Source organism: Mycolicibacterium sp. 624 (assembly GCF_040548615.1).
Classification (GTDB): domain Bacteria; phylum Actinomycetota; class Actinomycetes; order Mycobacteriales; family Mycobacteriaceae; genus Mycobacterium.
Genome location: NZ_JBEPRZ010000012.1, coordinates 65262 through 78631 on the forward strand (window position 1 = coordinate 65262; position 13370 = coordinate 78631).

Below are 13370 nucleotides of genomic sequence, written 5' to 3' on the forward strand. Positions count from 1 at the left end.
TCAGCTCCGCTCGACGGCACACACGTCGAAGTCGCAGCCTTCCGGCGCCTGGGTCACATGCGACTGGTACAGCTGGGCGTATCCGCTGCGTCGGGACTGGAACTCGTTGGGCGTCCTGCCACGTGCCGCGTTCTCGCGCTCAGCCAGCTCCGCCGGGCTCACCAGTAGGTCGAGCGTCCGGTCACGCACCGAGATCCGGATCCGGTCTCCGGTTCGCACCAATCCCAGCGGGCCACCGACAGCGGCTTCGGGGGCCACGTGCAAGACGATGGTGCCGTACGCGGTACCGCTCATCCGGGCATCGGAGATCCTCAACATGTCGGTCACCCCGCGCCGCGCCAGCTTGCCGGGGATCGGCAGGTACCCGGCTTCCGGCATGCCCGCGGCCTTGGGTCCCGCGTTCTGCAGTACCAGGGCGTCATCCTCGGTCACGTCGAGATCTGGGTCATCGATGCGCGCCGCCATATCGGCAAGCGAGTCGAACACCACGGCGCGGCTGGTCTTTTCGAACAATTCGGGGCTAGCCGCCGAGCGTTTGAGCAATGCGCCGTCGGGCGCCAGACTGCCGAACAATGCCACTAGACCGCCGTTCGGATCGACAGGCCGCTCGGGTGAGGCGATGACGGCATCGTTGCACCAATCGCCTGCTGCGTCGATTCCATCACGCAGCGTGCCGCCCCACACCGTGGGCGCCGACAGGTCGCAGCGGCCGTCGAGCTGACGCAGCACCTGCACGATCCCGCCCGCCTCGTGCAGATCCTGCATGTAGTGCGATCCAGACGGCTTCAGGTTCACCAACACCGGTGTGTCATCACTGAGTTCGTTGAATCGCTGCATGTCCAGCCGCAGTCCGGCCCGACCGGCGATGGCAGCGAGGTGCACCACCGCATTCGTCGACCCGCCCAGCGCGAGCAGCATCCGAACGGCGTTGTCGAGCGCGCGTTCGGTGACCAATTCGGTCGGCCGGGGTGTGCCGTCGACCGCCAGCCGTGCCGCTACTGTGCCGGTGAGTTCGGCGATCCTGAGTCGGTCGGCGTGTACGGCGGGCACCGTTGCGGCGCCGGGCAAGCTCAACCCCATGGTCTCGATGAGCGCCGCCATGGTCGACGCCGTGCCCATTACCGGGCACGTGCCTGCGGTGGCAGCAAGGTTTCGCCGTACCGACGTCAAGCGGTCCTCGTCGACGTCACCGGCTCGGTACTGAGCCCAGTAGCGCCTGCAGTCGGTGCACGCGCCGAGTGCCTCTCCCTCGAACGATCCCGTGCTCATGGGCCCGACTGGGAGCGCGATGGCCGGCTTGTCCACCGACAGCGCGGCCATCAACTGCGCAGGCAGCGTCTTGTCGCACCCGCCGATCAGCACGACGGCATCCATCGGCTGCCCGCGCACCAGCTCCTCGGTCTCCATCGCGGCGAGGTTGCGGAAGTACATCGACGTCGGGGTGAGGAAGGATTCACCGAGCGATGCCGTCGGAAACACCATCGGCAAGGCACCGTTGGCGAGCACACCGCGTTTCACAGCCTCGACCAGGCTCGGCGCCAGACGGTGGCAGTTGTTGAAGTCGCTCGCCGTCCAAGTGATCCCGACGATAGGTCGGTCGAGCATCGCCTCGGAGTAGCCCATCGACGAGGCGAAGGCCGTGCGCAGGAATCGGGCAAATCCCTTGTCGCCGTAATCGGTCAGTCCGTCACTGAGTCCCATGTCCCCGCTCCTAGACGATGAAGCGCAGGTCGGTGAGCGACTTGGCCAGCCGCAGGAAGTCCGCCGGCCGGCCGACCGTCTCGACGGCCACCAGCGCCCCGGCCAGGTAGCGCTCGACGGTCAACTCCTCGCCGGTGGCCGCGACGACGTCGTGCGTCTCCAGATCGGGGGGCAGCCAACCGGCCTGTTGCAGCCGGATGCCGGCCTGCTCGGTCCAGAACGTCGGAACGGACGTGGACACCTCGGGTTGGCCGAGCAGGCTGGTCACTACCGCCTTGGCCTGGTTAACGGCATTGTGCACCGATTCGATGCGCGCCTCGAGCCCGCCGGGGGTACGAAACGACGCGACGTCGCCTGCGGCGTAGACGTCCGTCAGCGATGTGCGTCCGGCCTGGTCGACGAACACGCCGCGGCCGCACTCCGCACCGTCGGCGGCGGCGAGCTCGACATTGGGCACCGCGCCGGTCGCGAAAACCACCATGTCGACGGTCAGCCGCGACCCATCCCGCAGGCCGACCACCACAGCGTCCGGATTCTCGGTCAGTTCGGTCACCAGGCAGTTGACGTGCACCCGCAGTCCCCGTCCGCGGTGCCTTTCCAAAAGCCACTTGGCGGTGAACGGTGACGTCTTGCCGGGCAGCAGGCTGGTACCCGCCTCGACCACCGTCACGTCAAGGCCAAGTGTGAGCAGTGAGCTGGCGATCTCGAGTCCGAGGTATCCGCCGCCGACGATCAGGCAGGATCTTGCCCCCGCGTGCACGGCGGTGCGCAGTCGCAGCGCATCCCCGAAGGTGCGCACGGCATGGATCCTGTGCCTGCTCGGCCACGGCGGTGGCACCGCTCGGGCGCCGGTTGCCAGCACGCAGTTGGTGTAGCGCACCACGCTGCCGTCGTCGAAGGTGACGCGGTGGCCACACGAGTCCAGGTGCACGGCCCGGCGGCCATGGTCGATGTCGACCCGTAGATCGGCGTACACCTGCGGCGCCCGCAGCGACAACCGCTCGATTTGCAGTCCCGTCGCCAGCGCAGCCTTGGACAGCGGCGGGCGCTCGTAGGGCGGTAACGTCTCGTCGCCCACCAGCCTGATGGCTCCGTCGTGGCCACCCCGGCGCAGGCCGGACACCACCTCGGCACCCGCCTGGCCTGCGCCGATCACCAGGACGTCGGTGACGGTCTCGGCGCCGCGCGACACGTCGACCGATGGCGTGGGCGACGTCGGCAAGGTCACGAGCTCGTCCCCAGTCCGCCCACACACACGTACTTGACCGACAAATACTCATCGAGGCCCAGATGGGATCCCTCGCGGCCGTACCCGGAGTCCTTGATCCCGCCGAACGGGGCCACCTCGGTGGCAACCAGGCTCTCGTTGATCCCGACCATCCCGAACTCAAGTGCTTCGCTGACGGCAATGGCCCGGGCGAGGTCGCGGGTGTAGAAGTACGCCGCCAGTCCATACGGGGTGGCGTTGGCCCGCTCAACGACTTCATCGACGGTGTCGAATATCGACACCGGAGCGATCGGGCCGAAGATCTCCCCGCGCGTGATCGTGGCGGTGTCCGTGACATCGGTCAGGATCGTGGGCTCGAAGAACAGTCCACCCTTTCGGTGCCCTCCGAGGACCAGCTTCGCGCCGTCGGCCTCGGCCTGTTCGACCAGCAGTTCCATGGCGCTGAGCGCCTGGTCGTTGATCAGTGGACCGATATCGGTCGACTCGTCGTCGCCGTGCCCCACCCGCAAGTCGGCGGCCGCCGCGGCGAACGCGCGCAGGAAGTCGTCGGCCACGGCGCGGGCGACGTAGATCCGGTTGGCGGCCACGCACGTCTGACCACAGTTGCGGAATTTGCCCGCGATTGCGCCGCGCACCGCGAGTTCCAGATCGGCGTCGTCGAAGACGATCAGAGGCGCATTGCCGCCGAGTTCCAGCGACAGGCGCTTGAGCGTTTGCGCCGAGTCTCGGGCGAGCAGTTTGCCGACCTCGGTGGATCCGGTGAACGAGATCTTTCTGACATCCGCGCTTGCGGTGAGCACCTTGCCCAGGCGCGGGCCCGGTCCGGTGACGACATTGAACACACCGGGCGGAATGCCGACCTTGGCGCCGAGTTCGGCGAGCGCGAGCGCGGTGAGCGGTGTCTCCTCGGCGGGCTTGACCACCACAGTGCAACCGGCGGCCAGCGCGGCCGCCGCCTTGCGGGTGATCATCGCTGCCGGGAAATTCCACGGCGTGATGATCGCGACGACGCCGACGGGTTCACGTAGCACCAGCAGCCGGCGGTCACCGGTGTTGGCGGGAATGGTGTCACCGTATGCGCGGCGCCCCTCCTCGGCGAACCACTCCAGATACGATGCGGCCTGCCCGATCTCGGCGCGTGCCTCCCGCAGCGGCTTGCCCTGCTCGCGGGTCAGCACGGCGGCCAGCTCCTCGGTGTGCGCGATGACCTCGTCGAACCACGCACGCAGCAGGCGGCACCGCTCGCGAGCCGGGCGGGCCCGCCATTCCTGCTGGGCGGTGCGCGCAGCCGCGATCGCAGCCGTCACGTCGACCTCGGACATCGCAGGCACATGCGCGATCGTCGCGCCGGTGGCCGGGTTCGTCACGGGTGTGGTGGCGCCATCGGCGGCGTCGACCCACTGGCCGCCGACGTAAGCCTGCCACCGGTCCTGCTCCAGAAGACGCAGTGAATCTGTCTGCACCGAAACCCCTTTCGGTCTGGGGCGGAACACCGCCTAGTGCCCCTACGATGCTAGGAGCGGACGCGGTCCGTCCCGATGGGCAGACGTACGAGGATCGAGCAGACTCCTGTCCCCGTGCACTAACGGGCGGCAGCGCCCCCGCGATCGTGCTCGATGTCCAGCGCCAGAATTGCCAGGTAGAGGTTGACCAGGTCGGGGAATGAGGCGAGGTCCCGGTCGGTCAGTTTCTCGATCAGCTGCATGCGATAGCGAAAGGTATTGCGGTGGACGTACATGGCCTCGGAGGCCGGTGACACCTGGCAGTCGTGCTCGACGAACGCCCGCAGTGTCTCGACCAGACAGGAGTCGTGCTCCCGGTCGTACTCAAGTAGCGGGCGCAGCATCTCCTCGCCGAGTGACCCCAACGGCACCTTGAGGTTGGCAAGCAGCAGCCGCGACATGCTGACCGGCGTGGGTTGGTTGACGCCCGGACCGTGGCTCATCGCCTCTTGCGCCTCGTACCACGACATACGCAGTCCGGTGACGCCCGGATGTACGCCGCCGACACCGATGGTGAGCTGACCAAGCCCGCCGAGGTGCTCTCGCATCCCGCAGGCCAGGCGGTCCACGTCGACCGTTGCCGGGACCACGACGGCGATCACGTCCCCCACCAGGGCGACGATGTACTGCCCGACGCTGCCCGGCAAGAACCTGTCGCTGTTCCAGGGCACGTCGTGCAACCGCTCCGGCGGGCATGCCACGCGGGCGAGCACCATCCGGTTGCCGACGTCGGTGTTCACCCCCCAGCGGGCCAGCCGGTGGCGTCCCTCGGTATCGGTGACATCGCCGTGCACCAGGTCTTCGATGACCTCGCCGACGAGTTCGCGCCGACCATTGCGCTCGGCTTGCAAGCGGTTGAACTCCAAGGCGACCAAGCCGAGCGCGAACCGCACCACGTCGCTGGCCTCGGCACCGCCCCGGGTGCAGACGAACGCAACGTTGTGACCTGTCACGTTCACCGGATAGCAGGTCACCCCGGCGATGACCGACCCGAATCGAAGGCGGCTGCGCGCCGCCCGAATCTCTGCTACCGGCCAACTCCCATCGCTGGGTGGCGCGGCCGCCAGTACGTTGCCGTGGAAGTCGATCAACGCCACCGGTGTGTCCAGCATGGTGCGTAATCGAGCGATCAACCCGTCCAGACCCTGCCGCGACAGCAGAGCGTCGGTCAACGCCTCGTGCACCTCGAGGGTGCGGCGAGCCACCGCGTACCGGTCAGCGACCTGTCGGTCGACGACGAACTCGGCCACCGACCGAAATGTCGTGCGCAGTGGTACCTCGATGAGCGGCAGGTTCAGTCGCCGCGCGGCGGCGAGCATCGCCGCTGGAATCTCTTGATGCGCCAGTACCGGCGCCACGCTCGTGCCCACCGCGCTGACGCCGGCCGAGGCGATCCGCTCCATGAACATGGTCATCTCTGGGCTGTCCGGCTCGGGCCAAGAGATGCCCAGCGTCAATATCAGCTCGTCGCCGAGCAGATACGGTGCGGGATCCACCATTTCGGTGACGGTGACCCAGCGGATCTCACGGTCCTCCGCGCCTTCGGGAAGGTAGAGCGGCCGGATGCCGAACTGCTCGGCCTCCAACAGCGTGCGCAGGCTGACCGGACCTATACCTGCGACACCACCGCTCAGTGGGCCCGAACCAATCTGCATAATGCCCTGCAAGATAGCCCACTCAGCGCATCGTCAGCCAGCGAGATCGTTGACAGGTGTCTGCGGACGCTCACCGCGCGCGCCGGCCACGACGTTGGCGACCGCGAGCTCGATCATCGCCCGTCGCGTCTGCACGGTGGCGCTGCCGACATGCGGGGTCAGCACCACGTTGTCCAGTTCGAGAAGAGGGCTGTCCTTACTCAATGGCTCGTCGACGAACACATCGAGCGCCGCGCCTGCGATCCGCTTGGAGGTCAGCGCGTCCAGCAACGCCGACTGGTCCACGACCGCGCCCCGTGCGGTGTTGATCAGATACGCCGTACGCTTCATCAGCGCGAAGTCCTCGGCGCTGAAGAAGCCCCTTGTGCGTTCTGTCAACGGCGTGTGCAGGGTGACGAAGTCGGACTCTCCCAGCAGCTGTTCCCATTCGACGTACTGAGCCAGACCGCTGGCATCGATCTCCGCGTTGCGGTTTCGATTGTGGTAGAGCACCCGAATGCCCAGCGGTGCCACCAGTTCGGCGACTCGGCGTCCGATCCGGCCCATGCCCACGATGCCCAGCGTCGTACCGTGCACGTCGTTGGTGAGCGGCGCCCACTCGGGTCCCCAATGGCCGGCCCGGATCCACCGGTCAGCCCAGACGACGTCGCGCGCGATACCCAGGATCAGCGCCAGAGTCAGCTCGGCGACCGCATTGTCCAGTACCCCAGGAGTATTGGTCACCACAACACCGGCGGCGGTGGCATCGTCGACGTCGATGTTCTCGTAGCCGACGCCGTAGTTGGACACCAATCGCAACGACGGCAGCTGGGCCAGCGTCTTGGCGTCGACCACGGTGTCCCCATCCAGCAGCCACGCCGCCGGAGTGCCGTAGTCGGCCAGGCCCGTCGTCGTACCCGGCGGCACGTCGACCACGTCGAACTCGGCAGCCAGTTGCGTCCTCAGGTCGTCTGGCATGTCGGTGGAGTTGAAGATCGTCGTCATCGTGTCAGTCCTTCTCTTGTTCTCGAGCTCGGTCACAGATTCAGTTGGTGTTCAGGCACTTCGACTTCGATGCCGTCCAGTTCGGCGACGGCGATCACCTGGCAGCTGAGTCGGCTGCTGTCGGTCGACTCGGGAACCACGCCCAGTAGCGCCTGCTCAGTCGGACCGGGCGGTTCGAGGCCGTCGGCCCATGGACTGCGCACCCGCACGTGACAGGTACCGCAGATCGCCCCGCCACCGCATTCGGCGATGATGCCCTCAATGCCCTGTTGGCGGGCCGCCTCCATGAGCGACCACCCGTCGTACACGTCGAGGGTCACCCGCTCACCGGACGGCAGGATGAACGTTGCCTTGATATCGCTCACAGGAATACCGTCAGGGCTTTCGCCTGCAGCACGTTCTGGTCGAGGTGAACCAGCCGCTTGAGGAGCCGGAATCCGTCTGCCCCCTCAACCATCGTATCGGTGCGCTTGCCGACGAACATGGCCGTCTCGGACTCACCGCGGTTCTGGTACACCAGGATTCGTGACCGGGCGGTCAGGTGGCGGCCATCGTCGCCTGCGGTGATGTCAATGAGCCTGGTGTTGGTCACCAGATGCGACACCCGCGACGGTGGTTCCTCGGCCCAGTGGATGTTGGTCTGGATCTGCTTGACTCGCTGCGTGATGGTCTCCAGGCCCTCGTCCATCCAGCACAGATCACGTTGTTCGACGGTGTACTCCGTCTTGGCGGTACGCGGTACGTTGCGCACCAGGGGTACGACGTAGCGCACGTCGGGGTGCAGCAGGCGCAGCCACTGGTCATAGTCCCTGTCGTCGAGCAGATCGGCCTCGCCGAACAGAAACTGCTGTACCTCGAAGGTCGACTTCGGGTCGGCCAGTGCCATGGTGTCTACCGTCGTCATCGGCGAAGCACCTCCTCATCAAGGGCGGCGACGGGCGCCAGATCGTCCCAGCTGTCGGCCTTCATGAAGTCGGCCCAACGGTTGTAGAAGATGCGTGCGTTCTCCTCGGTGAACTCTCCGTTGTCGACCGCCCCGTTGAGGGTCTCGATCGGTTTGGCGTGACCCAAACCCATCTCATAGTTGAAGTACAGCGTGCGAGACACGGTGCCGCGGCTGGAGTCCGAGGCGTGGGTCCAGTTCTCCATATCGTCGGACTCGGTCAGCCCGCCCGGACCGGAATAGCGCAGATAGTAGTGCCGCGCCGCATCCTTGACCCGTTGTGGGGCGTCCCGATCGACGAGGAAGATGCGCCACATCTCCATCTCCGTGGCCGACACCGGATGAAACACCGCGATCGTCCGTGGCTGCCTGCCGTGGAAGGACATGTTCGGGAAGATGGTGCCGACGGTCATGCTGACCCGCTGCCCGTCACCGAACTTCGCGACCCGCCGGTCATGGCATCGGCGGTAGTACTCGGCGCTCTCGGGGTCGTTCTCCCAGCCGCCGGGATACTCGGGTTCCTGGTAGTACGGCGGCTCGCCGATCACACCGTGCCCGAGCCCCGGGAAGCCAAGTGTGGTGACATTCTCCGGTTCGTCGTCTCGCCGGCCCCGCCCACCGCTGGGTCCGATGCCGACCAGGTCCACCGACCGGTGGCTGACATCGTGGTAGTTGTCGCCAATGAAGTTCTCCGGTGCAAACTTCCAGTTGCACGGCACGCGCCACTTCAGCACGCCGCCGATCATCTCGTTGTTGCCCTCGGAGCCGTCCCGCCCATCCAGCGCGTAGTCGAGGTAGAGCCGCATGTCACCGAGGTAGTCCATGAGGTCGGGCGCCTCGGGGTCCCATGATGCCCATACCGTGCCCTTGTACACGGCCACTCGCGGTACCGGCACCAAACCCCAGGCCTTCTTGTCCAGTTCGCCGTGGTAGTACGTGGCGAAGCCGGGCACGCCCACCAGCTCGCCCGGACGTTCCACCAGGCGGCCATCGATGGAGTAGCTCCAACCGTGGTAGGGGCAGGTGAAGTTGCGGGTGTTGCCCATGTCGTACCGGCACAGTCGCATTCCGCGATGCGTGCAGGTGTTGAGCAACACGTGAACGTCCTCGTTCATGTCCCTGGTGACGATCACGGAATCGGTTCCCATGCGCGACACCACGTAATCGCCCTTGTCGCGAATCTGATCCTCGTGTGCGACGAACAGCCACGCCCGCGTGAAGATGTGCGTCAGTTCGCGTTTGAAGACGTCATCGTCAACGAAGACCTCGCGGCTGACGAGACCTCGATCGCGGACGATCAACTCGTCGATGCGTTCCTTCATCGGTTGGCCTCCAGTCGACATCGGGATGATTGTTTCGAGATTAGGTCCGCGCCCGGCTCCGCGATATGTGCGCACGCATGGCCTAGTCGGGTGAGATCGTGCATCAGCACAGGGCCGACGTCTCGGCGAGATGACAAGCCGCGCTGCGCCCCTCGCCGAGCTCCAGAAGCTGTGGCGCGGCAGAGGTACACACGTCGATCGCCATCGCACATCTCGGGTGAAATGTGCACCCCGACGGTGCGTGCGCCGGGTCGGGCACGTCGCCAGGGAGAACCCGGGGCCTTCTGCTCTGCCCGTCGGGCACTGGTACGGCATCGATCAGCGCGCGCGCGTACGGGTGTCGCGGCGCACGCCAGACGTCGGCGGTGGGCCCCGTCTCGGCAACCTGCCCCAGGTACATCACCGCCACCCGGTCCGCGATCGCACGCACTACCGCGAGATCATGGGAGATGAACACCAGCGAAATACCGTCGTGCGAACAGATATCGACGATCAGCTGGGCCGCGTAGGCCTGCGCGGAGGCATCGAGTGCCGAGATGGGCTCGTCGGCGACGATCACCTCGGGCTCTGACGCCAGGGCCCTCGCCAGCGCGATTCGTTGCCGCTGCCCTCCCGAGAACTCGTGTGAGAACTTGCGGGCGGCGGTGGCCGGCAGCCCCACCCGATCCAACAGATCACCCACTCGCGGCCCAGTGCCACCGCGCCGCGTGCGGGAACGGATCGACTCGGCCAGTTGGTCTCCCACGGTCCGACGCGGGTTCAGCGACGCCGCGGAGTCCTGGAAGATCATCTGCACCTGACACAGCTCCACGGGCCTGGCGCGTCGGCCCAGCGGCACGACGTCATGCCCACGATAGGTGATCGTGCCCGACGTCAACGGAGCCAAGCCCACCAGCGCGCGCGCCAATGTCGATTTGCCACAGCCACTCTCACCGACGACGCCGAGGATCTCACCGGGAGCCAACTCCAGCGAGACACCGTTGACAGCGCGCACCACAGTGTTGTCTGCGCGCCGGTAGTGCACCACCGCGTCTTGTACCGAAAGCACCGACTCGGTCACGAGACCACCCGCTCGGCCGAGTAGCCGGAGGCCGCGACGAAGCACGCGACGTCGTGACCGGCGGCCACCTCGTCCAGACCGGGAACCCCCGTCTGGCACTCGTCGACCGCGTGCTCGCAACGCGGGGCGAAGGCACAGCCTGTTGGCCACTCCCCGATACCGGGTGGGGAACCGCGCATCGGCCGCAGCGCGAGCCCGCCGTCGGCACCCGCCACGTGCGGCAGCGCCGCGAGCAGTGCGGACGTGTATGGGTGCGTGGGACGCCTGAACACGTCGGAGGCCGACGCATGCTCGATGACGCGCCCGGCGTAGAACACCGCGAGATCGTCGGCGATGCTGGACAGCACGCCGAGGTCATGCGTGATGACCAGGATGCCGACCCCGGTCTCCCGGCGCAGCGTGTCCAACAGCGCGAGGATGCCGGCCTGCACGGTGACGTCCAACGCCGTCGTCGGCTCATCGGCGATCAGGACCTTGGGCTCACACGCCAAAGCAATGGCGATGGCGACTCGCTGCCGCATGCCACCACTGAGCTGGTGCGGGTACGCCTTGAGTGTTCGCTCGGGGCTGGGCAGCCGAACCTGTTCGAGCAGTTCGACCGCCCTTGCCCTGGCGACCGCGCGAGACACCTTGCGGTGCTTGATCAGATGGTCGGTGAGTTGGCGGCCGATCTGCAGCATGGGGTGCAGGCTGCTCATCGGATCTTGGAACACCATCGCGACGTCGCGGCCCCGCACCTCCCGCATCTGCCGCGGGCTCAGTTCCAGCAGGTTGCGGCCCTCCAACGTGATGGCCCCCTCGCGCCGCGCCCCCGGCGGCAGCAGTTGCAGCACCGAGAGCCCTGTCATCGTCTTACCGCTGCCGCTCTCGCCGGCCACCCCGAGAATCTGTCCCGCTTCCAGCGCCAGGTTCACGTCGACGAGGACGGGCAGGTACCTGCCCGCGACCGGCAGGCTGACGTTCAGATGGTCGATGCGAAGGAGTGTCACGATGCCCTCCTGGCTTCGGCGAGTCGCTTGGTGCGGGGGTCGAGGATGTCGCGCAGGCTGTCGCCGATCAGGTTGAACGCCAACGCAACCGTGAGGATTGCCAGACCCGGGAACACGGCGATCCACCAGGAGGACAGGTGATTCGCGCCTGCGGCGATCATCGATCCCCATTCCGCAAGTGGCGGCTGCGCACCCAAACCGAGGAACGACAGTCCCGCCAGCAGCAGGATCGCACCGCCCACCTCCTGGGTGGCGAGCACCAGGACCGGGCCGGCCACGCTGGGCATCACGTCGATGCGGATCGACCGCAGCGACGACGTGCCGGCCAGCCGGCTGGCCAATACGAAGTCCGATTCCCTTAGGCCGACCACCAGGCCACGGACCGTGCGTGCATAGATCGGCCACGACACGATGACCCCGGCGATCACGGAGTTGCGCAGGTTGGCGCCGAGCGAGGCCGCGATTGCCATCGCCAGGATGATGACAGGGAAGGCGAACACCAGGTCCACCAGCCGCATCAAGACCTCGTCGACCCAGCCGCCGAAGAAACCGGCAGCGAGACCCACCACGGTGCCGATCGCGGCCGAGCACGCCACCAGCATGATGCCGTACACCACCGAGATTCGACTTCCGTAGAGCACTCGGCTGAACACGTCACGGCCGAGTTCATCAGTGCCGAACCAGTTTTGAGCAGAGGGGCCGGTCAGCGGGTCGAACGTCTGGACCAACGGATCAAAGGGGGCGATGTACGGCGCCAGGAGGATCGCCACCGCCCACACCGTCAATGCGCCCACACCGATGAGCAGGCCGGTGCTGCGGTACTTCCCCAGCGTGAACCGGCGGGTGGTCCGCGGACCGGCCACGGCGTCGGGCGCAGCGTCGGGTGTCGCGGGAATGGTCATGGTCATGTGAGCCTCACTCGCGGGTCCAGAGCCATGTAGAGCAGGTCAACCACCAGGTTGATCAGGATGTAGGCGAGCGAGACAAAGAGGCTCACTCCCATGATCGCAGCGAGGTCACCGCTGGTCGCCGCGCGGTAGGCGTACGTTCCGAGACCCGGCCAGTTGAACACGGTTTCGATGAGGACTGTGCCGGCCAGCAAGGTGCCGAAGGCCACACCAGTCACAGTCACGATCGGTCCCGCAGCCGCGCGCAGAATGTACCGAAATGTCGTCTCGGTTCCACTGAGACCCTTGGCCTCTGCCGCGCGCACGTAGTCCTGCCCGATGACTTCGAGCACCGATGTGCGGGTGAACCGAATGATCAACCCCAAGGTATACACGCCCAGCACCACGGAGGGCAGCACCAGGTGCGCGGCCGCCGACGACAGCGCGTGCCAGTCACCCGCCAGGAGGCTGTCAATGATCAGGAATCCCGTGATATCGGGTGGCGCAACGTATACCGAGTCCAGACGTCCTCCGCTGGGCAACCAGCCGAGCTTCGCGAAGAAGACGAACGACGCGACCAGGCCGAGCCAGAAGATTGGCGTACTGACGCCGAGCATGGCCACCATCCGCGCGAGGTGGTCCGGAAATCTGTTACGCCGCAATGCCGCCCAGGTTCCCAATGCGACCCCCACCACCACCACGAACACCACGGCAGCGAACACCAGTTCCAGCGTCGCGGGCGCAAAGGCGCTGAGGTCCTCCACGACCGGCCGCTTGGTCTGTTGGGAGATGCCGAGATCTCCGTGCAGCAGGTTCTTCACGTAGTAGAAGTACTGCACGACCGCCGGCCGATCCAGGCCGTAGCGCGCCTCGTAGGCGGCCACGATCTCGGGATCGCTCGCGGCGCGGTCACCGAGGTTGGCGGCGGCAGCGTTGATCGGTACCACGTTGGTCAGCAGGAAGCTGATCACCGTGATGCCCACGGCGAGAACGGCAGTCAGACCGAGACGCCGCAGGACAAACCGGACCAGCGGCCTTCGCCGTCTGGGTGCCGGGGGCGCCTTTGGCGCAACGGGGCTGTCGATGACCATGGTGTGCC

At 66.6% G+C, this 13370-nt stretch carries 12 protein-coding genes; all 12 read right to left on the bottom strand.

Features of this window, described 5'->3' with window-relative positions; translation table 11 throughout:
* On the bottom strand, positions 1–1701 hold the full coding sequence (locus ABIA65_RS32390; RefSeq protein WP_354526136.1) for a dihydroxy-acid dehydratase: 1701 nt from the start codon (positions 1699–1701) through the stop codon (positions 1–3).
* Positions 1702–1711: 10 nt separating this feature from the next.
* Positions 1712–2929 (bottom strand): NAD(P)/FAD-dependent oxidoreductase, encoded by a 1218-nt coding sequence (locus ABIA65_RS32395; RefSeq protein WP_241401454.1) that lies wholly within the window; start codon positions 2927–2929, stop codon positions 1712–1714.
* Complete coding sequence (locus ABIA65_RS32400; protein WP_354526137.1) at positions 2926–4392, bottom strand: NAD-dependent succinate-semialdehyde dehydrogenase; 1467 nt, start codon at positions 4390–4392, stop codon at positions 2926–2928. Before ABIA65_RS32400 ends, ABIA65_RS32395 begins: the two co-directional genes overlap by 4 nt.
* Positions 4393–4511: 119 nt before the next feature.
* A complete protein-coding gene (locus tag ABIA65_RS32405; RefSeq protein ID WP_354526138.1) occupies positions 4512–6086 on the bottom strand; it encodes a helix-turn-helix domain-containing protein in 1575 nt (524 codons plus the stop codon).
* A gap of 33 nt (positions 6087–6119) precedes the next feature.
* Positions 6120–7070 (bottom strand): 2-hydroxyacid dehydrogenase, encoded by a 951-nt coding sequence (locus ABIA65_RS32410; RefSeq protein WP_354526139.1) that lies wholly within the window; start codon positions 7068–7070, stop codon positions 6120–6122.
* A 32-nt stretch (positions 7071–7102) separates the two neighbouring features.
* A complete protein-coding gene (locus ABIA65_RS32415; RefSeq protein ID WP_241401458.1) occupies positions 7103–7435 on the bottom strand; it encodes a 2Fe-2S iron-sulfur cluster-binding protein in 333 nt (110 codons plus the stop codon).
* Positions 7432–7974: a 3-phenylpropionate/cinnamic acid dioxygenase subunit beta gene (locus ABIA65_RS32420; protein WP_354526140.1), complete on the bottom strand. Its 543-nt coding sequence runs from the start codon at positions 7972–7974 to the stop codon at positions 7432–7434. Before ABIA65_RS32420 ends, ABIA65_RS32415 begins: the two co-directional genes overlap by 4 nt.
* Positions 7971–9356: an aromatic ring-hydroxylating oxygenase subunit alpha gene (locus ABIA65_RS32425; RefSeq protein ID WP_354526141.1), complete on the bottom strand. Its 1386-nt coding sequence runs from the start codon at positions 9354–9356 to the stop codon at positions 7971–7973. Before ABIA65_RS32425 ends, ABIA65_RS32420 begins: the two co-directional genes overlap by 4 nt.
* Positions 9357–9438: 82 nt before the next feature.
* Complete coding sequence (locus tag ABIA65_RS32430; protein WP_241401461.1) at positions 9439–10395, bottom strand: ABC transporter ATP-binding protein; 957 nt, start codon at positions 10393–10395, stop codon at positions 9439–9441.
* Positions 10392–11384 carry an ABC transporter ATP-binding protein gene (locus tag ABIA65_RS32435; protein WP_354526142.1) on the bottom strand — a complete coding sequence of 331 codons (993 nt, stop codon included), beginning with the start codon at positions 11382–11384 and terminating at the stop codon, positions 10392–10394. The genes ABIA65_RS32430 and ABIA65_RS32435 overlap by 4 nt, the downstream gene beginning before the upstream one ends.
* Complete coding sequence (locus tag ABIA65_RS32440; protein ID WP_354526143.1) at positions 11381–12292, bottom strand: ABC transporter permease; 912 nt, start codon at positions 12290–12292, stop codon at positions 11381–11383. Before ABIA65_RS32440 ends, ABIA65_RS32435 begins: the two co-directional genes overlap by 4 nt.
* On the bottom strand, positions 12289–13362 hold the full coding sequence (locus ABIA65_RS32445; protein ID WP_354526144.1) for an ABC transporter permease: 1074 nt from the start codon (positions 13360–13362) through the stop codon (positions 12289–12291). The genes ABIA65_RS32440 and ABIA65_RS32445 overlap by 4 nt, the downstream gene beginning before the upstream one ends.
* Positions 13363–13370 lie beyond the last annotated feature (8 nt).